The 22,328-nt window shown below is 52.6% G+C and carries 22 protein-coding genes; 20 read left to right on the top strand and 2 right to left on the bottom strand.

Translation table 11 applies throughout. The features are described from left to right. Positions 1 to 173: 173 nt before the first annotated feature. Positions 174 to 812 (top strand): RpiB/LacA/LacB family sugar-phosphate isomerase, encoded by a 639-nt coding sequence (locus tag ACUY4S_RS09750; protein WP_312691594.1) that lies wholly within the window; start codon positions 174 to 176, stop codon positions 810 to 812. A 49-nt stretch (positions 813 to 861) separates the two neighbouring features. Here the strand turns inward: ACUY4S_RS09750 and ACUY4S_RS09755 are convergent, their stop codons facing one another. Further along, positions 862 to 2,283, bottom strand: coding sequence for an MFS transporter (locus ACUY4S_RS09755; RefSeq protein WP_458023087.1), 1,422 nt, complete (start codon positions 2,281 to 2,283; stop codon positions 862 to 864). Between the two features lie 212 nt (positions 2,284 to 2,495). Between ACUY4S_RS09755 and azuC the strand changes: the two genes are divergently transcribed. The 8 genes from azuC to otsA all read left to right on the top strand — a co-directional run bounded on the left by azuC (position 2,496) and on the right by otsA (position 9,911). Further along, complete coding sequence (gene azuC, locus ACUY4S_RS09760) at positions 2,496 to 2,579, top strand: stress response protein AzuC (protein ID WP_017458329.1); 84 nt, start codon at positions 2,496 to 2,498, stop codon at positions 2,577 to 2,579. 121 nt (positions 2,580 to 2,700) lie between these two features. Beyond that, a complete protein-coding gene (locus ACUY4S_RS09765; RefSeq protein ID WP_312691596.1) occupies positions 2,701 to 2,952 on the top strand; it encodes a DUF2766 family protein in 252 nt (83 codons plus the stop codon). A gap of 130 nt (positions 2,953 to 3,082) precedes the next feature. Next, positions 3,083 to 3,640 carry a DJ-1/PfpI family protein gene (locus tag ACUY4S_RS09770; protein WP_458023088.1) on the top strand — a complete coding sequence of 186 codons (558 nt, stop codon included), beginning with the start codon at positions 3,083 to 3,085 and terminating at the stop codon, positions 3,638 to 3,640. A 317-nt stretch (positions 3,641 to 3,957) separates the two neighbouring features. Continuing rightward, positions 3,958 to 4,938, top strand: coding sequence for an arabinose ABC transporter substrate-binding protein (locus tag ACUY4S_RS09775; RefSeq protein ID WP_312691598.1), 981 nt, complete (start codon positions 3,958 to 3,960; stop codon positions 4,936 to 4,938). 70 nt (positions 4,939 to 5,008) lie between these two features. Continuing rightward, on the top strand, positions 5,009 to 6,523 hold the full coding sequence (gene araG / locus ACUY4S_RS09780) for an L-arabinose ABC transporter ATP-binding protein AraG (protein WP_458023089.1): 1,515 nt from the start codon (positions 5,009 to 5,011) through the stop codon (positions 6,521 to 6,523). Positions 6,524 to 6,538: 15 nt separating this feature from the next. Next, the gene (gene araH, locus ACUY4S_RS09785; RefSeq protein ID WP_458023109.1) at positions 6,539 to 7,519 is read left to right on the top strand and encodes an L-arabinose ABC transporter permease AraH; all 981 of its coding nucleotides are present in this window, start codon (positions 6,539 to 6,541) and stop codon (positions 7,517 to 7,519) included. A gap of 186 nt (positions 7,520 to 7,705) precedes the next feature. Next, positions 7,706 to 8,512, top strand: a complete 807-nt coding sequence (gene otsB, locus ACUY4S_RS09790; protein ID WP_458023090.1) for a trehalose-phosphatase — start codon at positions 7,706 to 7,708, stop codon at positions 8,510 to 8,512. Continuing rightward, complete coding sequence (gene otsA / locus ACUY4S_RS09795) at positions 8,487 to 9,911, top strand: alpha,alpha-trehalose-phosphate synthase (RefSeq protein WP_312691601.1); 1,425 nt, start codon at positions 8,487 to 8,489, stop codon at positions 9,909 to 9,911. Before otsB ends, otsA begins: the two co-directional genes overlap by 26 nt. A 31-nt stretch (positions 9,912 to 9,942) precedes the next feature. Here otsA and uspC read toward each other — a convergent pair whose 3' ends face one another. Next, entirely contained in the window at positions 9,943 to 10,368 is a 426-nt protein-coding gene (uspC, locus tag ACUY4S_RS09800; protein ID WP_312691602.1) for a universal stress protein UspC, read from the bottom strand. Positions 10,369 to 11,147: 779 nt separating this feature from the next. Here uspC and flhD point away from each other — a divergent pair. The 11 genes from flhD to ACUY4S_RS09855 all read left to right on the top strand — a co-directional run bounded on the left by flhD (position 11,148) and on the right by ACUY4S_RS09855 (position 22,282). Next, entirely contained in the window at positions 11,148 to 11,498 is a 351-nt protein-coding gene (flhD, locus tag ACUY4S_RS09805; protein WP_061494343.1) for a flagellar transcriptional regulator FlhD, read from the top strand. A 2-nt stretch (positions 11,499 to 11,500) separates the two neighbouring features. Continuing rightward, the gene (flhC, locus tag ACUY4S_RS09810; protein ID WP_061494345.1) at positions 11,501 to 12,079 is read left to right on the top strand and encodes a flagellar transcriptional regulator FlhC; all 579 of its coding nucleotides are present in this window, start codon (positions 11,501 to 11,503) and stop codon (positions 12,077 to 12,079) included. Between the two features lie 124 nt (positions 12,080 to 12,203). Continuing rightward, positions 12,204 to 13,091, top strand: a complete 888-nt coding sequence (gene motA, locus ACUY4S_RS09815) for a flagellar motor stator protein MotA (RefSeq protein WP_094420765.1) — start codon at positions 12,204 to 12,206, stop codon at positions 13,089 to 13,091. Beyond that, positions 13,088 to 14,035, top strand: coding sequence for a flagellar motor protein MotB (motB, locus tag ACUY4S_RS09820; RefSeq protein ID WP_312691603.1), 948 nt, complete (start codon positions 13,088 to 13,090; stop codon positions 14,033 to 14,035). Before motA ends, motB begins: the two co-directional genes overlap by 4 nt. A 4-nt stretch (positions 14,036 to 14,039) precedes the next feature. Then, positions 14,040 to 16,103: a chemotaxis protein CheA gene (cheA, locus tag ACUY4S_RS09825; RefSeq protein ID WP_312691604.1), complete on the top strand. Its 2,064-nt coding sequence runs from the start codon at positions 14,040 to 14,042 to the stop codon at positions 16,101 to 16,103. 22 nt (positions 16,104 to 16,125) lie between these two features. Continuing rightward, positions 16,126 to 16,629, top strand: coding sequence for a chemotaxis protein CheW (gene cheW / locus ACUY4S_RS09830; protein WP_312691605.1), 504 nt, complete (start codon positions 16,126 to 16,128; stop codon positions 16,627 to 16,629). 390 nt (positions 16,630 to 17,019) lie between these two features. Then, positions 17,020 to 17,589, top strand: a complete 570-nt coding sequence (locus ACUY4S_RS09835) for a Csu type fimbrial protein (protein ID WP_409429830.1) — start codon at positions 17,020 to 17,022, stop codon at positions 17,587 to 17,589. 91 nt (positions 17,590 to 17,680) lie between these two features. Then, positions 17,681 to 18,154, top strand: a complete 474-nt coding sequence (locus tag ACUY4S_RS09840; RefSeq protein ID WP_458023110.1) for a Csu type fimbrial protein — start codon at positions 17,681 to 17,683, stop codon at positions 18,152 to 18,154. Between the two features lie 14 nt (positions 18,155 to 18,168). Continuing rightward, on the top strand, positions 18,169 to 18,939 hold the full coding sequence (locus ACUY4S_RS09845) for a fimbrial biogenesis chaperone (RefSeq protein ID WP_458023091.1): 771 nt from the start codon (positions 18,169 to 18,171) through the stop codon (positions 18,937 to 18,939). Beyond that, positions 18,915 to 21,320 (top strand): fimbria/pilus outer membrane usher protein, encoded by a 2,406-nt coding sequence (locus tag ACUY4S_RS09850; protein WP_458023092.1) that lies wholly within the window; start codon positions 18,915 to 18,917, stop codon positions 21,318 to 21,320. The genes ACUY4S_RS09845 and ACUY4S_RS09850 overlap by 25 nt, the downstream gene beginning before the upstream one ends. After that, on the top strand, positions 21,320 to 22,282 hold the full coding sequence (locus ACUY4S_RS09855; protein ID WP_458023093.1) for a Csu type fimbrial protein: 963 nt from the start codon (positions 21,320 to 21,322) through the stop codon (positions 22,280 to 22,282). Before ACUY4S_RS09850 ends, ACUY4S_RS09855 begins: the two co-directional genes overlap by 1 nt. The last annotated feature ends 46 nt before the right edge of the window (positions 22,283 to 22,328 follow it).

Consider the following 22,328-nt stretch of genomic DNA (forward strand, 5'->3'; position numbering starts at 1 on the left):
ACAGCCCGCGCGTTAACGCTTTCCGTCAATGGGATCTTCCTCACAACCCATCAAAACTGTGAGCCGCCCTTTGATTTTTAAAACCATTTTTCATTAAATTTGAAAGTATGTTTGTCAGGTAGTAAGGTTTATGCAACCTTTGCTATCTGAAGTCTGTTCACAGGAGATAAAAAATGAAAATCGCACTGATGATGGAAAACAGCCAGGCTGCTAAAAACGCCATCATCCTGAAAGAACTTAAGAGTGTTGCTGACGAGAAAGATTTCCCGGTATTCAACGTGGGGATGAGCGACGAGAACGATCATCATCTGACCTACATCCATCTTGGGATTATGGCCAGTATCCTGCTGAACGCGAAAGCGGTGGACTTTGTGGTGACCGGTTGTGGTACCGGGCAGGGCGCGCTGATGTCCCTGAACATTCACCCAGGTGTGGTATGCGGATATTGTATCGATCCGGCTGACGCCTTCCTGTTTGCCCAGATCAACAACGGTAACGCGCTGGCGCTGCCATTTGCCAAAGGTTTCGGCTGGGGCGCGGAACTGAACGTACGCTTTATTTTTGAAAAAGCGTTTACCGGTCGCAAAGGCGAAGGCTATCCGCCGGAGCGTAAAGAGCCACAGGTACGTAACGCCGGTATCCTGAATCAGGTTAAAGCTGCAGTAGTGAAAGAGAACTACCTTGATACGCTGCGCGCTATTGACCGCGATCTGGTGAAAACAGCGGTTTCCGGTGAACGCTTCCAGCAGTGCTTCTTTGAAAATTGCCAGAGCAAAGAGATCGAAGCGTTTGTGCGCGAAATCCTTGCCTGATGTAAAAAAGCCGCAACGTCTGTTGCGGCTTCTCTTCCTTACTCACTCACTACGCTTTTTTCTGCGACACCGTGCTGCCAGCATGCTTTGTCAGCCGCAGTGTATCCACCATGCCGACCAGGCAAATCAGCGCAATAAAGACAAATGCCAGACGGAAACTGCTTCCCTCAATAGCGGTCATATTCAGCCATGCGCTGACATGCTCGCCAATACGAATACCTATTGCCCCAAGCGTAATGCCAAGGCCAACCGCAAGTTGTGTGGCGGTACTGAATAACGTGTTGGCGTAACTCATCTGTGCGGAGGGCACATCGGCGAATGCCAGGGTGCTCACCCCGGTAAACTGAATAGAACGAAACACGCCGCCAAGGTAGAGGATCAAAAAAGTTAGCCACACTGGGGTGTGGGAGGTCAGCAGCGCGCAAGCCAGTAACGCCAGCACGTTCAATGCGCCATTAATCAGCAGCAACTTTTTAAAACCCAGCCAGCGAATCAATGGTGTGGTTGCGGGCTTAATACTGAGATTCCCGGCAAAAACCGCCAGCACTAACAACCCGGCATGGAACGGATCCATTCCGAAGCCCACCTGGAACATCAGAGGTAGCAAAAACGGCACGGCACTGATAGATGCGCGAAATAACGAACCGCCATACAAAGTTACGCGAAACGTCGGGACTGTCATGGCGTCCAGGCGGATCATCGGCCAGCGCGCACGCCGGAAATGGCGCAAAGTAAAGGCCAGCGTAACGCCACCCAGCACCAGCAGACCTGCAGTCAGTAGGCCCTGGGGATGTTCTGACCCGAGGGCTTCCATTGCATAGACCAGGCTGACCATGGCCACAGCCGTGGCAATAAAGCCCGGTACATCGAACGGGCGTCGCTCTTCTTCGCGAATGTCAGGGATAATCCGCAACGCCAGCGCAATAGCCAGTACGCCAAGTGGGACATTAATAAAGAAGATCCAACGCCAGTCGGCATAGTGAGTAATAAAACCGCCGAGCGGTGGACCAATAATCGGCGCAACCAGCGCTGGCCACGTCAGGGTGGCAATGGCTGTGATCAGTTGATGTTTTGGCGTGGTGCGCAGTACCGCAAGCCGACCAACAGGGACCATCAACGCGCCACCAACCCCCTGCAGAATGCGCATGGCCACGAACATGTCGGCGCTGGTAGACAGCCCACATAACACCGAGGCAAGGGTAAAAATGAGCAGCGCCATAGAAAATACATTGCGTGCGCCAAACCGATCTGCAATCCAGCCACTAGCGGGGATCAACACCGCCAGAGTGATCAGATAAGCACTAATACCAATATTGAGCGCCACGGCTTCGACGCCGAAGCTTTTTGCCATATCCGGTAAGGCGGTGGCGATCACCGTGCCATCAATAAACTCCATAAAGAAAGCGCCGGCGACCAGGAGCGCTGCGGGAGAAAGACCTGCTGTCTTTCGCGAAAGGGTACTTTCACGCATGTTGTGATCTGCCATTTAAAAAAAGTTGAGAATACTAAAGAAATTTTTAGCGAGCTAACTCTCAGATTTATAATCCTATTTTTAACAAAGCTACTGCATTTTCATTTTTTGAAACGTGATTTCTATCACAGAAGACTTGATTTATGTGATAGAGGTCATATTATGTGCACATAGAGACGTAACACCTGCATAACAAATCGCCGGAGCAACACATGAAATTGCGTAAAATCCTGAAACACATGTTCGAAACCTACTGCAAAACTTTCAAAGACGTACCGCCAGGCGCTATGTTCTGATGATAAAGAAACCTGCTGAGGCAGGTTTTTTTATGCCTGCAATTCACCGCCACGAATGCGCAAAACTACTCTTAACCTGCGATTCCCGGTACTATGACGCCCTTTCGTAAAGGAGCCTCATATGACGCAGAATTTTTCAGAAGATCAGGAACTGGTGTCCGATATCGTTGCCTGCCAGTTAGTGATTAAGCAGATCCTCGATGTCATCGACGTTATCGCGCCGGTAGAAGTACGTGAAAAGATGGCCAGCCAGCTTAAAAACATCGATTTCTCCAGTCACCCTGCCGCCGCCGATGCGGTGACACGTCGTGCTATTCAAAAAGCGATTGCCTTAATTGAACTGAAATTTACCCCGCAAGGCGAAGCTCACTAAATCGCAGGTGCTTCCTGCCATCCTTCACGCTGACTGCCCACGTTGTGACGTGTCTATGATTTTTGAAACGTTGTTTTGATCAACAATAAACTCCGTTTGGTTAATCAATCTTCAACGTGAGGAGTCAGAAATGAAAAAAGTGGCGGTGTTGTTGGCGCCCGGTTTCGAAGAGGCTGAGGCGATTATCAGCATTGATATTTTGCGCCGCCTGAATATTGAAGTGGAAACGCTGGCCTGCGCGGAGTCACGTGCAGTGGTCAGCTACCACAACATTCCTATGGTGGCGGATAGCACCCTTACTGAACGCATAAATGCACTTTACGACGCCGTGATCCTGCCAGGCGGCCCCCAGGGAAGCGTGAACCTTGCTGCTAACCAGGAGGTGTTGCAGTTTGTTGAACGCCACGATGTTGCAGGCATGCTGATCTGCCCAATTTGCTCTGCTGCTGCGCGGGTGCTGGGGGGCAACGGTTTACTGAAAGGGCGGCGTTATGTCTGCTCTGGTGAGTTGTATGAAACCGTGCGTGATGGCGAGTATGTAGACGCACCGGTGGTCGAAGATGGCAACATGATCAGCGGCAAGGGATTAGGCCTGGCGTTTGATTTTGCCTTTACTGTCGCTTCACGTTTGCTGGGCGATGAAATCGCGGCGCGAGATCACGCCGATCATATCTACTATAGCTGGTAATTTTTCCGCCCGGATGCACCCTGTATCCGGGTACAAGGATAAGCTGGCTGACGTTATGGATAATCCTGCTTTTACCTGCCGCATTTGTCCGACAAAAACGCCTGATTTTATGTGAAATATCGCTGAATTTATGTACGGAATTACTGTAATTCTGCGGTGTGATGGCGCTCTCCTATGGAGAATCAATTTCCCGCTAAAACTATTTCCAGCACCAGCGTCCAGGGAAACATGGTCGCTAATGCCTTGTTTTATGAACTTTTAAAGAAACCTTTATTTGATTTCCCCTACATAAAAGAAAGCTAAAGCTGGAGTTTACCATGCACAAATTCACTAAAGCGTTGGCGGCCATCGGCCTGGCTGCCGTTATGTCACAATCCGCTATCGCTGAAACCATGAAGCTGGGCTTCCTGGTGAAGCAACCAGAAGAACCGTGGTTTCAAACTGAATGGAAATTCGCCGATAAGGCAGGCAAAGATTTAGGTTTCGAGGTGATCAAAATTGCCGTGCCGGATGGTGAAAAAACGCTGAATGCCATCGACAGCCTCGCCGCCAGTGGGGCGAAAGGCTTCGTCATTTGTACACCTGATCCAAAACTGGGTTCGGCAATTGTCGCCAAAGCCCGTGGTTACGACATGAAAGTCATCACCGTTGATGATCAGTTCGTTAATGCTAAAGGCGAACCGATGACCACCGTGCCGCTGGTCATGATGGCCGCAAGTGAAATCGGTGCCCGCCAAGGCCAGGAGCTGTATAAAGAGATGCAAAAACGCGGCTGGAACGTCAAAGAGACGGCGGTAATGGCGATCACAGCCAATGAGCTGGATACCGCGCGTCGCCGTACGACGGGCTCAATGGATGCATTGAAAAAAGCCGGTTTCCCGGAAAAACAGATCTACCAGGTGCCTACCAAATCTAACGATATCCCCGGCGCTTTTGATGCCGGTAACTCGCTGCTGGTGCAACACCCTGAAGTCAAACACTGGCTGGTGCTGGGCATGAATGACAACACCGTGCTTGGCGGAGTGCGTGCGACCGAAGGGCAAGGCTTTAAAGCCGCTGATGTTGTTGGCATTGGCATTAATGGTGTGGATGCGGTAAGCGAACTGTCTAAAGCGCAGGCCACCGGCTTCTTTGGTTCTCTGCTGCCAAGCCCGGATGTGCACGGTTATAAAACCAGTGAGCTGCTGTACAACTGGGTGACCAAAGGCGTAGAGCCGCCGAAATTCACAGCGGTGACAGATGTGGTACTGATCACCCGCGATAACTTCAAAGAAGAGCTGGCGAAAAAAGGACTGTAATTCTCTGTTGGTTGTGCTCCCCGCTTAAGCGGGGAGCCAGAGGTCCAATGAACTGCTTCACGGAGACGTTATGCAACAGTCTACCCCTTATCTCTCGTTTCGCGGCATCGGCAAGACGTTTCCCGGTGTCAAAGCGCTCAGCGAGATCAGTTTTGATTGCCATGCCGGGCAGGTTCATGCCCTGATGGGCGAGAACGGCGCCGGTAAATCGACGCTGTTAAAAATACTCAGCGGCAACTACGCACCGACTACCGGCACACTGGCCATTAAAGGCGAAGAGGTGTCCTTCGCCGACACCACCGCGGCACTCAACGCGGGTGTGGCGATCATTTATCAGGAGTTACACCTGGTGCCGGAAATGACCGTGGCCGAGAACATTTATCTTGGTCAGCTACCTCATAAAAGCGGCATCGTGAACCGCTCATTGCTGAACTATGAAGCGGGACTGCAGCTGAAACATCTTGGGCTGGATATCGATCCACAAACGCCGCTGAAATATCTCTCTATTGGGCAGTGGCAGATGGTCGAAATCGCCAAGGCGCTGGCCCGCAATGCCAAAATCATCGCCTTCGATGAACCGACCAGTTCGCTCTCCGCCCGCGAAATAGACAATCTTTTCCGGGTGATCCGCGAATTGCGTAAAGAGGGGCGTGTGATCCTGTATGTCTCGCACCGCATGGAGGAGATTTTTGCCCTCAGCGATGCCATTACCGTCTTCAAAGATGGCCGCTATGTCCGCACCTTCACCGATGTGCAGCAGGTCAGCCATGATCAGTTAGTGCAGGCGATGGTCGGCCGTGAACTGGGGGATATTTATGGCTGGCAACCACGCGAGTATGGCGAAGAACGCTTGCGGCTGGATCAGGTCAAAGCGCCAGGCGTGCGTACGCCAATCAGTCTGAGCGTGCGCAAAGGCGAAATCGTAGGCCTGTTCGGGCTGGTGGGGGCCGGGCGCAGTGAACTGATGAAAGGCCTGTTTGGCGGTACGCAGATCACTGAAGGGCAGGTGTTTATTGACGATGAGTTGGTAGACATTCGTAAACCGGCCCATGCGATTCGCGCTGGCATGATGTTGTGTCCGGAGGATCGCAAAGCCGAGGGCATTATCCCGGTGCACTCGGTGCAGGAGAACATCAATATCAGTGCCAGACGGAAATATATTCGCGCTGGTTGCCTGATCGATAACGGCTGGGAGAACCAGAACGCTGAACACCACATTCGCTCGCTCAATATCAAAACCCCCGGCGCCGATCAGCTGATTATGAATCTCTCGGGCGGTAACCAGCAGAAAGCCATCCTTGGGCGCTGGTTATCAGAAGAGATGAAAGTGATCCTGCTGGATGAGCCGACCCGCGGTATTGATGTCGGGGCAAAACATGAAATCTATAACGTGATCTATGCGCTGGCTGCCAGAGGCGTTGCGGTGCTGTTCGCCTCCAGCGATTTGCCGGAAGTGCTCGGCGTGGCGGACCGCATTGTGGTAATGCGGGAAGGCGAAATTGCCGGTGAATTGTTACACGGTCAGGGCGATGAACAGCGGGCGCTGAGCCTCGCGATGCCTAAAGTTAGCCAGGCTGTCGCCTGAGTGAAGGAGAGAATGATGTCATCTTTAACTACGTCCCGCACGGCAAAATCGGCTTTTAGCTTTGGTCGGATCTGGGATCAGTTCGGCATGCTGGTGGTGTTCGCAGTGCTGTTCCTGGGCTGCGCCGTTTTTGTGCCGAACTTTGCCAGCTTCGTCAATATGAAAGGGCTGGGGCTGGCCATTTCCATGTCTGGCATGGTGGCCTGCGGCATGTTGTTCTGCCTGGCGTCGGGGGACTTTGACCTCTCCGTCGCTTCGGTTATTGCCTGCGCTGGTGTGACCACGGCTGTGGTGATCAACATGACCGAAAGCCTGTGGATTGGCGTTTTTGCCGGTTTACTGCTGGGCGTGATCAGCGGTTTAGTCAACGGCTTCGTGATTGCGCGTTTAAAAATCAATGCCCTTATTACCACGCTTGCCACTATGCAGATTGTGCGCGGTCTGGCCTATATTATCTCGGATGGTAAAGCGGTGGGCATTGAAGACGAACGTTTCTTCACGCTGGGTTACGCCAACTGGCTGGGGTTGCCTGCGCCAATTTGGTTAACCGTGGCCTGCCTGGTTATTTTTGGTTTCCTGCTTAACAAAACCACGTTTGGCCGTAACACGCTGGCTATCGGTGGTAATGAAGAAGCCGCGCGACTGGCTGGTGTGCCCGTGGTGAGAACCAAAATTATCATCTTTGTGCTTTCTGGTCTGGTGTCGGCGGCGGCGGGGATTATTCTTGCGTCACGTATGACCAGTGGCCAGCCGATGACCTCGATTGGGTATGAGCTGATTGTGATTTCGGCCTGCGTGTTGGGTGGCGTCTCGTTGAAAGGCGGGATCGGGAAAATCTCATATGTGGTGGCGGGTATTCTGATCCTGGGTACGGTCGAAAACGCCATGAACTTGCTGAATATTTCTCCTTTCTCGCAGTACGTGGTACGGGGCCTGATCCTGCTGGCAGCGGTGATTTTCGACCGCTACAAACAAAAAGCCAAACGCACAGTCTGATCGCAACGACAGACATTTTTTACCCAAACTTTAAGTCTACCTCCACTTCCTTACCAGCCGTTAATTCGGCTGGTAAGTCATGCTTAAAATGGCGAGCAGCGTCACACTGTCTATACTTACATGGCTAATGAAAATGAGATGTTAATGAATAACAGCTCTCATCAAGACTGTAAGGAGGAAACCAGGGTGGAAGACGCGTTATCAGTACCGCCTCTCTTTTCCGGAAATTTTGCTTTTTTTTTCGATTTGGATGGCACCCTCGCAGATATTCAATCGCACCCGGATGAGGTATTTATCCCGGCTGATGTCCTTGCCAGACTGGCGCGGCTTGGCGAGATAAATGACGGGGCGCTGGCATTGATTTCAGGGCGTTCAATCACTGAGCTTGAACAGCTCATCAAGCCGTATCGCTTCCCCCTTGCTGGTGTGCATGGTGCGGAGCGCCGCGATATCAATGGTCAAACCGAGCGAGTCACGTTACCGGAAAATATCATCGCGCCACTGGAGCGTGAACTGCGACAGGGAGTATTGTCGCTCGACGGTGTGGAGATTGAGGCCAAAGGTATGGCATTTGCATTGCATTATCGCCAGGCGCCGCAACATGAAGAGGCGGTGTATGATCTGGCTACAAAGATGGTCACACACTTTCCGCAACTGGCTATGCAGCCTGGTAAATGTGTGGTCGAGCTGAAACCGTCCGGTATTCATAAGGGCGCCGCGATTGAAGCCTTTTTGCAGTCGCCGCCGTTTACCGACAAGACCCCGGTGTTTGTTGGTGACGATCTTACCGACGAACATGGATTTAAAGCCGTTAACCGTCTCGGCGGTGTGTCGATTAAGGTCGGGGCAGGTGAAACCGAGGCGAAATGGCGGCTTGAAGGGGTCAACGAGGTTTATCAGTGGCTTGAATCCATTACCGATTATCAACAACAAAAACAACGGGCGCTAACAAACAGGAGAGATGGCTATGAGTCGCTTAGTCGTAGTATCTAATCGAATTGCACCGCCTGATGACAAAAAGACCAGCGCTGGCGGGCTGGCTGTAGGGATCCTCGGGGCGTTAAAAAGCACCGGCGGATTATGGTTTGGCTGGAGCGGTGAAATTGGCAATGAGGACCAGCCGTTAAAAAAAGTCACCAAAGGGAACATTACCTGGGCTTCTTTTAACCTGAGTGAAGAGCATTACGATCAATATTATTCGCAGTTCTCGAACGCCGTATTGTGGCCTGCATTCCATTACCGTCTGGATTTGGTGAACTATCAGCGTGAAGCCTGGGAAGGCTACCAGCAAGTGAATGCGCTGCTGGCGGAAAAACTATTACCGCTCCTGAAGCCGGACGATATCATTTGGATCCATGATTACCATCTGTTGCCATTTGCAAGCGAACTTCGACAGTTAGGCGTCAAGAATCAAATCGGCTTCTTCCTGCATATTCCATTCCCGACACCGGAAATTTTCAACGCCTTGCCGCCGCATGCGGAACTGCTGGAGCAGCTCTGTGATTACGATTTATTAGGCTTCCAGACTGAAAGTGACCGACTGGCGTTTCTCGACAGTTTGTCAGTGCAAACCCGGCTTACCACGCGCAGTGGTAAAAACCACATTGCCTGGGGTAAAAACTTCCGCACCGAGGTTTACCCGATTGGCATTGAGCCGGAAGAGATTGCGCAGCAGGCTGCCGGGCCGCTACCCGCCAAGCTAGCGCAGTTAAAGAACGAGCTCAAAAACGTGAAGAATATCTTCTCTGTAGAACGGCTCGATTACTCCAAAGGGCTGCCGGAGCGCTTTCTTGCTTACGAAACTCTGCTGGAGAAATTCCCGGAGCATCACGGCAAAATTCGTTATACGCAGATTGCGCCAACTTCACGTGGAGAAGTACAGGCGTACCAGGATATTCGGCATCAATTGGAAACCGAAGCAGGGCGTATCAACGGTAAGTACGGTCAACTTGGCTGGACACCGCTCTACTATTTGAACCAGCACTTCGATCGCAAGATACTGATGAAAGTTTTCCGCTATGCGGAAGTGGGGCTGGTAACACCGCTGCGCGATGGGATGAATCTCGTGGCCAAGGAGTACGTTGCCGCGCAGGATCCGGCAAACCCAGGGGTGCTTATTCTGTCGCAATTTGCCGGGGCGGCGAATGAACTCACCTCCGCGCTGATTGTTAACCCTTACGATCGGGATGACGTCGCTTCCGCAATGGACAGGGCGCTGAAAATGCCACTGGCGGAGCGTATTTCACGTCACTCTGAAATGCTGGAAATCATCAAGGAAAATGATATTCAGCACTGGCAGCAGAGGTTTATTAGCGATTTAAAGCGCATAACGCCACGTAGCGAGCAAAGCGAGCTACAACACAATGTGGCGACCTTTCCAAAGCTGGCATGACACACAGGGCTCCCGTGTAAGCGGGAGCTTCTTACACTCCCAGCGGTACCAGCAATACGTCTACTTCACTGGCACGGACAATGCTTTTTGCGGAGCAGGCTGCGCGCGAAAAAAACGTCTGGTTATGATTCCCGCACAACACCAAATCCACACCCCGCTCGCGGCAGGTGTGCAGAATGTGTTCGCTTAATTCACCCGAGGCGATAATAGCGCGCTCTATGGGGTAACCGGCGTTGTGCATCAACTCGTCCATAAATTGCTGTGTCTCTTCTTGTAACACTTCACGCACATTTTCCATCATCGGCGCGGCGAGTTGGTTGTAGAGTTCGGGATCGGCAGCCAGGGTAATCAGGGTGATTCGGGCATTGAAAGGACGGGCGATATCGATAGCTTTGGCCAGCAATTGCCGGCTCTCCGGCGTGATCGCCACAGCGACCAGAAGATGAGCATAGGGCATGTCTCTCTCCTTTTTGAATCAAATTTTTCTCACCATTACTCCCTTTCCGCAGGCAGTGCAAGCCAGAAATATTGCCGCGTTGTGAAGGTTATCATAAATATTCATTAATTATTCTAACGTAACGGCATGGCTACCGATTGAGCGGGTTAATCGAATTTAAATTCTTAACTAAAATTAAGAGAATTTAAGATCAAATTGTTAAATTATTGATAGTACTGATTAAGAGCAACTTAATGATAACGGGCCCTAATTAATTAGACATCATTAAATAGTAATTTATTGTTTTTTATAAGATTTTATTATTGTTTCTGATTTAGACACGCGAAATTGAATATTTATGACGCAGGAGGGTAAACCTCCGACCAGTTAACAATGTTTAGACGCTGCTTTGCATGCCTATTCGTGTCGAAGGAATAGAAAAGATGCTCAATCGAGTAATAAAACGTCAATTCTGAAGCGAGACTGATAGATTTCTTACCCAGAATAGCTTAAATTATGTGACGTGGATCACAAAAATTTCAAAATTTCGCTCTGGTCAGATTGTATGTAAGGACACCTACGAGTACAGTTGCGTCGAATTAGGAAAAATCTTAGTTCTTTGTAAGAAATGATTAAGAAGTTAGCAAGGCAATAACATTTGAGCGAAGCGCCTTGCTGAACCGATCCTAAGTCAGTTATGCATTTAGCCTTTCTTTTTTTATACCGGGTTTTTTCCCGGCGACATCACGGGGTGCGGCTCAGCCGCATAAGATACAAGTTGGTTATTCGGGATGGGAAAAATGCATACATCCGAGTTGCTGAAACATGTTTACGACATCAACCTGTCGTATTTACTCCTTGCTCAGCGTTTGATCAGCCAGGACAAAGCCTCCGCAATGTTCCGTCTTGGCATTAATGAAGAAATGGCGACCACGCTGGGTGAGTTAACCCTTCCGCAAATGGTTAAACTGGCTGAAACCAATCAGCTGATCTGTCAGTTCCGTTTCGACAATCACCAGACTATTACTCGTCTGACTCAGGAATCTCGCGTGGATGATTTACAGCAAGTCCATACCGGGATCCTGCTTTCCACTCGTCTGCTCAATGAGTCTTCGCAGACCGGCGATGCGGCCAGAAAGAAAAGGGCGTAATCATGAGCGAAAAAAGCATTGTTCAGGAAGCCCGCGATATTCAGTTAGCAATGGAACTGATTACGCTTGGCGCACGTTTGCAAATGCTGGAAAGTGAGACGCAGCTGAGTCGTGGTCGTCTTATTAAACTCTACAAAGAGTTGCGTGGTAGCCCGCCGCCGAAAGGTATGCTGCCATTCTCCACTGACTGGTTTATGACCTGGGAGCAGAACATTCACGCTTCCATGTTCTGTAACGCCTGGCAATTTCTGTTGAAGACTGGTCTGTGCAGCGGTGTTGACGCTGTGATCAAAGCATACCGACTCTACCTGGAGCAATGCCCTCAAGCCGAGGAAGGACCGCTGCTGGCGCTAACCCGCGCCTGGACGCTGGTTCGTTTCGTGGAAAGCGGAATGCTGGAGTTGTCTCGCTGTAATTGCTGTGGCGGTAATTTTATTACGCACGCACACCAGCCCGTTGGTAGTTTCGCCTGCAGTTTATGCCAGCCGCCTTCTCGCGCGGTAAAAAGACGTAAACTTTCCCGGGATGCTGCCGATATTATTCCACAACTGCTGGATGAACAGATCGATCAGGCTGTTTGACCGAATCAGGTGGAAAACACTCCAGCAGCGGTGCAGTAATGCCGCTGCTTTTTTTTTACCTCCGATTCGTTAACCCTCTGAAATGTTTATCCCTAGCCTTAGTCATTAGCAGAAGGATGATGTCGTGCTTATCGTTTTAGGTTACCTGATTGTAGTTGGTGCTGTTCTCGGTGGTTACATGATGACCGGCGGGCACCTTGGGGCACTTTATCAGCCGTCTGAACTGATCATTATCGGCGGGGCGGGTGTCGGTGCATTCATTGTAGGCAACAACGGTAAAGCCATCAAAGGTACGATGAAAGCGTTACCTTTGCTCTTTCGCCGTTCGAAGTACACCAAAAGTATGTATATGGATTTGTTGGCGCTGCTCTATCGCCTGATGGCGAAATCACGTCAGCAGGGCATGTTCTCTCTGGAACGTGACATTGAGAACCCGAAAGAGAGCGAGATTTTCGCCAGCTATCCACGCATTCTGGCGGATGCCACCATGCTTGAATTTATTGTGGATTATCTGCGACTTATCATCAGCGGCAATATGAATACCTTCGAAATTGAAGCGTTGATGGATGAAGAGATTGAAACCCACGAAAGTGAAGCTGAAGTTCCGGCTAACGCCCTGGCGGCAGTGGGGGATTCTCTTCCGGCGTTTGGTATCGTGGCAGCGGTGATGGGGGTGGTTCATGCACTGGCGTCTGCGGATCGCCCGGCGGCAGAACTCGGGGCCCTGATCGCGCATGCAATGGTGGGGACGTTCCTCGGCATCCTGTTGGCGTATGGTTTTATCTCTCCACTGGCCAGCGTATTACGCCAGAAGAGTGCTGAAACCGCCAAGATGATGCAGTGCGTCAAGATCACTTTGCTGTCGAACCTTAATGGTTATGCACCGCCTATCGCGGTTGAGTTCGGTCGTAAAACGTTGTACTCGAGTGAGCGTCCATCGTTTGTCGAGCTGGATGAACACGTGCGTGCGGTGAGAAACCCTAACCAACAGACAACGACCGAGGACGCATGAAAAATCAGGCCCATCCCATCGTTGTTGTAAAACGAAAGAAACATAAAGGCCACGGCGGCGGAGCACACGGTTCCTGGAAGATTGCCTATGCCGACTTTATGACGGCGATGATGGCGTTCTTCCTGGTGATGTGGTTGATCTCCATCTCCAGCCCGAAAGAACTCATCCAGATTGCGGAATATTTCCGCACGCCGCTGGCAACGGCAGTCACGGGTGGGCCGAGAATTTCTAACAGCGACAGTCCGATACCGGGCGGTGGCGATGACTACACACAGCAAAAGGGCGAAGTGCAAAAACAGCCCAATATTGATGATTTAAAAAAACGCATGGAGCAATCGCGCCTGAATAAATTGCGCGGTGACCTGGACCAGTTAATTGAAGCCGATCCGAAACTGCGCGCATTGCGCCCGCATTTGAAGATAGACCTGGTGCAGGAAGGGCTGAGAATTCAGATTATCGACAGCCAGAACCGGCCGATGTTTAAGACCGGCAGCGCGGAAGTTGAGCCCTACATGCGTGATATTTTACGGGCGATTGCGCCAGTGCTGAATGGGATCCCTAACCGGATCAGCTTATCGGGCCACACGGATGATTTCCCTTACGCCAATGGCGAAAAAGGATATAGCAACTGGGAACTTTCTGCCGACCGCGCTAATGCGTCGCGCCGTGAGCTGGTTGCGGGTGGCCTGGATAACGGCAAGATCCTGCGGGTCGTGGGCATGGCAGCAACCATGCGCCTGGCCGACAGGGGGCCGGATGAAGCAATCAACCGCCGAATTAGTCTTTTGGTTCTTAATAAGCAGGCAGAAGAGGCCATTCTGCATGAAAACGCCGAAAGTCAGAATGCGCCAGTAAGCGCGATTTCACAGCCAGAGGCCGCAGGCGCTAACGCGCCCGCATCTCCGGTAGCAGTTTCCACATCGCCACAAGCCGAACCGAGGTGATAGCGTGAGCATGGATATTAGCGATTTTTATCAGACATTTTTTGATGAAGCTGACGAGTTGTTGGCCGATATGGAACAACACTTGCTGGATCTGGTGCCCGAAGCGCCAGATTCCGAACAGCTCAACGCCATCTTTCGTGCGGCGCACTCTATTAAAGGTGGTGCAGGCACATTTGGCTTCACCATCTTGCAGGAAACCACGCATTTAATGGAAAACCTGCTTGATGAGGCCCGGCGTGGAGAGATGCAGCTCAACACCGACATTATCAACCTGTTTTTGGAAACCAAAGATATTATGCAGGAACAGCTCGACGCCTATAAAAGCTCTCAAGAGCCAGATGCTGCCAGCTTTGAATATATCTGCAATGCTCTGCGCCAGCTGGCGTTGGAAGCAAAAGGAGAGGTTGTTCCCGCGGCCGCAGGCGGCGCGAAACTCTCTGTTGTAGAGACCGCTGCGCTGGAATCTGAAACCGCTGCCGCACCGGCCGCTGAAAGCGACGGTAAACTGCGTATTGTCCTCTCTCGCCTGAAGGAGAGCGAAGTCGGGTTGCTGGAAGAGGAGTTAAGCAATCTCGGTACGCTGAGCGATGTCGTAAAAGGGAGCGATACCCTGAGCGTCACGCTCGATGGCGGTGTCGGTGAAGACGATATCATTGCGGTGTTGTGCTTCGTTATCGAAGCTGACCAAATTGCATTCGAAAAAACGGCTGCTGCGCCCGCCGCCGCACCTGCTGATGAAGCGGAAGCCGTCGCTGCTGAGGCCGCGCCGCAAGACGCGCAGGCTGCGGTGCCTGCGGCTAAACCGGCTGCTGCTCCGGCACTGAAAGCTGTAGCGAAAGAGGCTCCGGCCGGCCGCGAAAAACCCGCGGCGCGCGCCAGTGAATCAACCAGCATCCGTGTTGCGGTAGAAAAAGTCGACCAGTTGATTAACCTGGTCGGTGAACTGGTGATTACCCAGTCGATGCTGGCCCAGCGCTCCAACGAGCTGGATCCGGTCACTCATGGGGATCTGATCACCAGCATGAGCCAGCTGCAACGCAACGCCCGTGACCTGCAGGAATCGGTGATGTCCATTCGTATGATGCCGATGGAATACGTTTTCAGCCGCTTCCCACGCCTGGTTCGCGATCTGGCGAGCAAACTGGATAAGCAAGTAGAGCTAACCCTGCAAGGGAGCTCGACTGAACTGGATAAGAGCCTGATCGAACGCATTATTGACCCGTTAACGCACCTTGTGCGTAACAGCCTCGACCATGGTATAGAGTCGCCGGAAAAACGTGTTGAAGCAGGTAAATCGCCGATCGGCAACCTGATTCTGTCTGCTGAACACCAGGGTGGCAATATCTGCATCGAAGTCACCGATGATGGCGCAGGTCTGAACCGTGACCGTATCCTCGCAAAAGCACTGTCGCAGGGGATGGCGGTACACGAAAACATGACTGATGAAGAAGTCGGGATGCTGATTTTCGCCCCGGGCTTCTCTACCGCTGAGCAGGTAACGGACGTGTCGGGTCGTGGCGTCGGTATGGACGTGGTGAAACGTAACATCCAGGAGATGGGCGGCCACGTTGAAATCAAATCGAAACAGGGTACGGGCACAACCATCCGAATCCTGCTGCCACTGACGCTGGCCATCCTCGATGGTATGTCAGTGAAAGTGAATGACGAAGTCTTCATTCTGCCGCTGAATGCGGTGATGGAATCTCTGCAGCCGCGCGAAGAAGATCTGCATCCGCTGGCGGGTGGCGAGCGTGTACTGGAAGTGCGCGGTGAATACCTGCCGCTGGTAGAACTGTGGAAAGTGTTTGACGTTATGGGTGCCAAAACCGAAGCCACGCAGGGGATTGTTGTTATCCTGCAAAGCGCCGGTCGCCGCTATGCCCTGCTGGTTGACCAACTGATCGGTCAGCACCAGGTCGTAGTGAAAAACCTGGAAAGTAACTATCGCAAAGTGCCGGGTATTTCTGCGGCCACTATCCTCGGTGATGGTAGCGTCGCGCTGATTGTCGACGTATCGGCGCTGCAGGGCTTGAATCGTGAACATCGTATGGCGCACACAGCCGCCTGATTTAGTTAAGAAGGTATAAAACATGACCGGTATGAGTAATGTAGCAAAACTGGCGGGCGAGCCATCAGGTCAGGAATTCCTGGTATTTACGCTGGGCGATGAAGAATACGGTATCGATATTCTCAAAGTTCAGGAAATTCGTGGCTATGATCAGGTGACCCGTATCGCCAATACCCCCGACTTTATCAAAGGTGTCACCAACCTGCGTGGCGTGATTGTGCCGATTGTTGACCTGCGCGTGAAGTTCAGCCAGGGCGACGTTGAGTATGACGATAACACCGTTGTTATCGTGCTGAATCTCGGCCAGCGAGTTGTTGGTATTGTTGTGGATGGCGTGTCTGACGTGCTGTCTCTGGCATCAGACCAGATTCGTCCGGCACCGGAATTCGCCGTCACCCTGTCGACAGAATACCTCACTGGCCTCGGCGCACTGGGCGACCGTATGCTGATTCTGGTGAATATCGAAAAACTGCTGAACAGCGATGAAATGGCGCTGCTCGACATCGCGACTTCTCACGTAGCGTAATTCGAAATAATCAGGCGGGTGAACACAGTTTCACCCGCTTTTCTTTGGCTGCTCTGCAAAAAATATCCTGCATCCTCCTCTGCTTACCGCTGAATACACGGTGGAAAATTCATTTACCATCCGTAATATTTTGAGACATTTATCACATATTAATCCATATATCCTTTGCACGAACCCATTTCGATGCTGTTTTTCTGTTCTAATTTATTGATTTAACAGCATTAAAAAGCAAAGCCGCGCGTTGCAATAGCCTCAGCAACATAAGTGGTTGAACCGCTACGCATAAACTAAATTTCTGATATTCCTGCTCTGAACTTTGATTTCTTGCGTGTTTTTCGGGTGGTACTTTCACTTCAAGATGAACAGCACGCTTCATTACCGGAGGCGACGATGAACAGAAAACTTCTTCTTGTCCTTGCAAGTGGAGTGCTAGTGATGGCCGGGCAACAAGCTCGGGCGGTGACCAGCAGTGGTACCATCGGTGCGACATTGACATTGACGAACGGCTGCCTGATCAACGGGTCTCCCAGTCAGAATGGTATTAATTTTGGTACCCTCGACTTTGGTACCCATCCCGCGACCTTCTCGCAACTCACCACCCAATTAACCGGGGCCAGTGGCGGTAACAGCTTCGGCATCCAGTGCACCACCACAGATTACACCGTGCAGATCACCGGCAATACCAACTCAACCGCGCCGGGTACCGTCGTCGGTACGCCAGGTACGCCCGCGCGCTACCTGGTCAACGCGGCTAACACCACCCAGGGTGTGGCGTACAGCCTCTACAGCGACAGCGGCTTCAGCAACGTTATTGCCAACAACACCACGATCCCCCGCGCATCGACAACGGGCGGGGTAGATAACTACACCCTCTTTGGCCGGATAACTGGCGGGGGTAACAGTGTGAGTGTGGTACCGGGCACCTACACCGATACGATTAACGTGAGCGTAACGTACTAATTCTCCTCACATGACGTCTGTTGACGCTGACGCTTCCCTTCGCGGAAGCGGGGGATGCCTGCGCGCGATTTCAGGGCTGATACTGTTAGGGATGCTGGCGCAACAGCAGGCGCTTGCGGTGACCTCGCAGACCTTCACCGTGGGCGCAACGATAGCGCCGGGCTGCGCAGTGGTCAGTGGCAGCGGCGGGGTACTGGGCTCGCTCAATTTTGGTACCCGCAGCGGCGTACAAACCGGCCAGGTGACTACCAGTTTTGTACCTAATGCCTCGTTGTCGCTGGGATGTACCCCTGGCGTCACGCTCAGCATGAGTATCAATGGGGGGGCGAACTATTCAACGGTAAGGAATATGCAACGTACGGGCGGCACCGAACGCGTACCTTACCGGCTTTACCGCAGCAGTACCCTGGCGGCTAACACAGAAATTGGCGTTAACCAGGCCGTCTCTGTCGCCTATACCGACAGCAACAATATCGCATTAGCCATCTTCGGCGCCGCGACAATGACCGGCTTCAGCCCGGCGGGAACCTATACCGATCAACTCACTGTGACCTTGTCATGGTAATAAGGGAGAAGTGCATGAAAGCCATCTTGTCTAACCGGACGGTGGGATCATTGCTGGCAGCCGCGCTGTTGCTAACGCTGGTCGTACCCAGGGCACAGGCGGCAGCGACCATTTTGCTTTGGCCGATTGATCCGTGGATGGCAAGCAACACCAACGCCAGCGAGTTATGGATCCAGAACCAGGGGGAAACGCCCACTACCATGCAGGTGCGGATTGTACGTTGGCGCCAGGATGGTGGGCTTGAACGTTACCAGCAGCAAAGTGATGTGGTTGCCAGTCCACCCATCGTGCGGATTGAAAAGGGCAGTAAGCAGCTGATTCGGTTAATCAAGCAGGGGCAAATTCCGGCGGGCGTTGAACAGGCATACCGCATTATCGTGGATGAAATACCGCAACCCGACGATCCCGCCACGCCGAAAATTGGCCTGAAGCTGCAAATGCGTTACTCCATACCATTGTTTGTTTATGGCCAGGGGATGATCACCTATGCCCAGGGCGCACACCATGCCCTCGTGGACACGCAGAACTTAAGCTGGCGTGTGGTGCGCGCCGACGGTAAGCCCGCGCTGGAGGTTCGCAATACCGGGGATGTGCACGTTCGTTTAAGTAAAGTGACAGCGCGTCAGGGCGGGCAGACATATCAGGTTGCCGATGGGTTATTAGGGTATGTGTTACCACACAGCACAAGAAGCTGGCCATTACCCGCCGGGGTGACACGTCCAGCAGAGATGAAGGCGACGATCAATGCCAGGGATAGCGAATGGCAGTCGTCCGCGGGCAACTGATTCTGGCTGTCACATTGATGCTGCCATTGCAGTGGGCATGCGCGGAAGAGGGCGATGATACCTTACCGCCGCCGCCAGATGCACGTGCAATCAATGAACAGGCTGTGTTTCATCTCAGTTTGGTTATCAACCATTACGATACGCAGCAGGTAGTGCCGGTGATCCAGCGGCAACACCAGTTTTATGTGTCCAGTGCGGATTTGCTGCGGGCAGGGCTGGCCGCGGAACATGTTCCACAAGGTGACGTGAATGTGTCGGCCTGGCCGGAAGTGCGAACGGAGTATGATAGTGAGCGGCAACGATTAATGTTGTCGGTCCCGTCGGCATGGGTGCCTGAGCGTTTGACCGCCTTTAATACCGGGGTCGGGCGTAGCTCGTTGCATTACGGCCAGGGCGCGTTAATCAACTACGACATCTACTCCAGCACCACAGAACATATTGGAACACAGGCGGCGTTATGGCATGAGTTTCGGTATTTCAAGGATAACGGGGTACTCTCTTCCACCGGCTCCTGGCGAAAGACGCTTTCCGGCGATCTGCGACAAAAAGAGGGTTACATCCGTTATGACTCTACAGTGACCTTTACTAATGAAGATGACGCGACTGAGTGGAATCTCGGGGATGTGATATCTGATGCATTGAGCTGGAGCAGTAGTGTGCGTGTTGGCGGCATCAGTTTTGGCCGCGATTTTTCACTGCGCCCGGATCTGGTGACCTGGCCGCTTCCCGCTTTCTCTGGTGAAGCGGCAGTACCGACCTCCGTGGATGTTTTTATCAACGGTTATCGCGCCGGGAATACGCAACTTCAGCCGGGGCCATTCACCCTGACCAATATGCCCTATATCAACGGGGCGGGCGATGCCGTGCTGGTCACCACCGACGCACTGGGCCGCCAGGTCAGCACCACATTGCCATTTTATGTGGCCAGCGACTTGATGAAAGCGGGCCTGAGTGATGGCGCTGTGACGGTTGGCTCGCTGCGGCGCAATTATGGCATTGATAATTTTGACTATGGGCCGCTGGTGGCAAGCGGCTCGTACCGCTATGGCTTAACGGACTACCTGACGCTTGAAGGCCATGCCGAGGCGGCCGAGTCGCTCGCGCTTGGCGGCGCTGGAGCGGTCGTCAAACTGGGCCGGCTCGGGGTTGTTAACGGTGCGTGGACACAGAGCCAGATGTTTAGCGATCGCGGTAATCAACGTAACTGGGGCTATCAATACAACGCCAGTCTGTTTAGCGTCAGCACCCAGCACAGCCGTCGCACCCGAGAATTCGGCAATCTGGCACTTTACGATCAACGTGCCAGTTATAACCGAGAGCGTGACATGCGCACCGGCTCCAGCCAGCACATCTTCGCCAGCTTAAGTCGCAACACTGATCAGTATTCGCTGACATTTCATATGGGGGATTACGGCAACGTCGGCGCGGCGTGGATTGGCGTACGCAGTTTCGACAACAGCCGAACTGAACTGTTGAACTTGTCGTGGAGTCGCAACCTGTGGGGAAGCAGCAGTCTCTATCTGGCCGCCAGCCGTGATAACCAACAGGGCGACTGGACTTTCGCCATGTCGCTGCAGATCCCGATCGGTGACAGCGACAACGCAGCCGTCAGTATGGAGAAAACGCCTGATGCTGGCTCGACTCAACGAATTAACTACAACCATGCCATGCCCACGGATGGCGGTTTCAGCGGGAACATGGCGCTGGCCAATCAGTCCCAGTCACGTACGTATCAACAAGGCACGCTGGGGTGGCGCAATAATAATGTTGAACTTCAGGGTGGCGGTTATGGCGAAAATAATATGATGACCTGGTGGGGCGAAGCGCTGGGCGCGGTGGTGCTGATGGACGGCGAGTGGTTTGCCGCCAACCGAATCAATGACGCCTTTGCAGTAGTGAGTACCAGCGGTCGTGCCGGGGTACCGGTGAATTATGAGAATCAACCCGTGGGTGAAACAGACCGTAATGGTTATCTGCTGGTGAGCGGCGTCTCGGCTTATTATCCGGCCAGCTACAGTATCGATACGCTTAACCTTCCGGCAGATACGCGGATCATGGATACCGAACGCAGAGTCGCGTTGCGCCGTCACAGTGGCTATCTGGTTGAATTTCCGATGCAGGAGTCGCGTGTTGCCAGCGTCATTTTGCATGATGAGGCGGGGGAGGCGCTCCCTGTCGCCAGCCTGGTGTCGCGCCCCGGCAACGTGGATGCCCTTGTCGGTTACGACGGCATTGCCTGGCTGGAAAATCTCGAGGCGGTGAATGTGCTGCATGTGCGTATGCCGGATGGTTCCCGCTGTGATACCCGTTTTAGCCTGATGGCCAACCCCGAACATAAACTGCAGACATACGGGCCGTTAACCTGTAAGAGGAGCCCCTAATGCGCCGACTGTTGTTGCTTGTGCTGTTATTCAGTTCAACGCAGGTCTGGTCGGCCTGCACCGTTAGCACCACGAATGGCGCTTTCGGTACTGTCACGTCATTTGTGCTGAACAGTACTGCACAAACCACAACCGCGAACCTGATCGTCAAATGCGATGCGGCGCTGAACGTGCTAACCAATGATTCCGTCACCCTGACGCTGACGGGGGCATCGGCCACCACCGCCAACCGCGGAACCCTGAAACGTACCGATGATACGACGGTAACCGATATCATACCGGTACGGGTTTGCGGACAGTCCGGATGCCCCGCGAACAGCGAAGCGACCATTACCGGCAACAGTTATACCTGGAGCGGATCCGTTCTGCTGGCGCTGCTGGGAAGTAAAACCTATACCCTGCCGCTCTATTTTCAAACCGTGGCAGGGCAAAATGTCAGCGCCGGACCCTATCAAGTGACCCTGAATTTCAACGTCGCCTATAACGTTTGCGCGGCGGGTGCGGGGGGCTTATGCGGTTCGCCTCAAACCGGTACGGTAGCCACCAGCCTGCAACTGAACATGACGATAACAAATGACTGTTCGACGATCAGCGCGCCAAACGTCAATTTTGGCAGTGCGCCGCTGGTGCGTAACTTTCCAACCGTCTCGCAATCTATTGCCATTACCTGCACGAAAGGCAGTACTTATACCGTCGGCATTAATAATGGCGCGTATGCCAGCGGCAGCGTGCGCAATATGGCCAGCGGCAGTAACCGACTGGGCTACGACATCTATAAAGGTGCCACCACTTCGCGCTGGGGCAGCGTGGGAGCGGAGCGCTGGTCAAGCGGCGTGTCAACGCAGATCAGCACCGATGGGCTGTTACGAACCTATAACTACACCGCAAAAGTGTTAACGACGCAGACCACGCCGCCGGGGGGAACCTACAGCGATACGTTGACCGTGGATATCGCTTTTTAAGCAGTAATTTAATTCCCTTTCGCAAATGTAAAGTTCCCTCATCGGA

It is taken from the genome of Kosakonia beeri (assembly GCF_054165705.1).

Excerpts from the sequence above, each read along its gene's own strand:
- ACUY4S_RS09750 (WP_312691594.1), top strand. The coding sequence starts at position 174 with ATGAAAATCGCACTGATGATGGAAAACAGCCAGGCTGCTAAAAACGCC.
- ACUY4S_RS09755 (WP_458023087.1), bottom strand. The coding sequence starts at position 2,283 with ATGCGTGAAAGTACCCTTTCGCGAAAGACAGCAGGTCTTTCTCCCGCA.
- azuC (WP_017458329.1), top strand. The coding sequence starts at position 2,496 with ATGAAATTGCGTAAAATCCTGAAACACATGTTCGAAACCTACTGCAAA.
- ACUY4S_RS09765 (WP_312691596.1), top strand. The coding sequence starts at position 2,701 with ATGACGCAGAATTTTTCAGAAGATCAGGAACTGGTGTCCGATATCGTT.
- ACUY4S_RS09770 (WP_458023088.1), top strand. The coding sequence starts at position 3,083 with ATGAAAAAAGTGGCGGTGTTGTTGGCGCCCGGTTTCGAAGAGGCTGAG.
- ACUY4S_RS09775 (WP_312691598.1), top strand. The coding sequence starts at position 3,958 with ATGCACAAATTCACTAAAGCGTTGGCGGCCATCGGCCTGGCTGCCGTT.
- araG (WP_458023089.1), top strand. The coding sequence starts at position 5,009 with ATGCAACAGTCTACCCCTTATCTCTCGTTTCGCGGCATCGGCAAGACG.
- araH (WP_458023109.1), top strand. The coding sequence starts at position 6,539 with ATGTCATCTTTAACTACGTCCCGCACGGCAAAATCGGCTTTTAGCTTT.
- otsA (WP_312691601.1), top strand. The coding sequence starts at position 8,487 with ATGAGTCGCTTAGTCGTAGTATCTAATCGAATTGCACCGCCTGATGAC.
- uspC (WP_312691602.1), bottom strand. The coding sequence starts at position 10,368 with ATGCCCTATGCTCATCTTCTGGTCGCTGTGGCGATCACGCCGGAGAGC.
- flhD (WP_061494343.1), top strand. The coding sequence starts at position 11,148 with ATGCATACATCCGAGTTGCTGAAACATGTTTACGACATCAACCTGTCG.
- flhC (WP_061494345.1), top strand. The coding sequence starts at position 11,501 with ATGAGCGAAAAAAGCATTGTTCAGGAAGCCCGCGATATTCAGTTAGCA.
- motB (WP_312691603.1), top strand. The coding sequence starts at position 13,088 with ATGAAAAATCAGGCCCATCCCATCGTTGTTGTAAAACGAAAGAAACAT.
- cheW (WP_312691605.1), top strand. The coding sequence starts at position 16,126 with ATGACCGGTATGAGTAATGTAGCAAAACTGGCGGGCGAGCCATCAGGT.
- ACUY4S_RS09835 (WP_409429830.1), top strand. The coding sequence starts at position 17,020 with ATGAACAGAAAACTTCTTCTTGTCCTTGCAAGTGGAGTGCTAGTGATG.
- ACUY4S_RS09840 (WP_458023110.1), top strand. The coding sequence starts at position 17,681 with ATGCTGGCGCAACAGCAGGCGCTTGCGGTGACCTCGCAGACCTTCACC.
- ACUY4S_RS09845 (WP_458023091.1), top strand. The coding sequence starts at position 18,169 with ATGAAAGCCATCTTGTCTAACCGGACGGTGGGATCATTGCTGGCAGCC.
- ACUY4S_RS09850 (WP_458023092.1), top strand. The coding sequence starts at position 18,915 with ATGGCAGTCGTCCGCGGGCAACTGATTCTGGCTGTCACATTGATGCTG.
- ACUY4S_RS09855 (WP_458023093.1), top strand. The coding sequence starts at position 21,320 with ATGCGCCGACTGTTGTTGCTTGTGCTGTTATTCAGTTCAACGCAGGTC.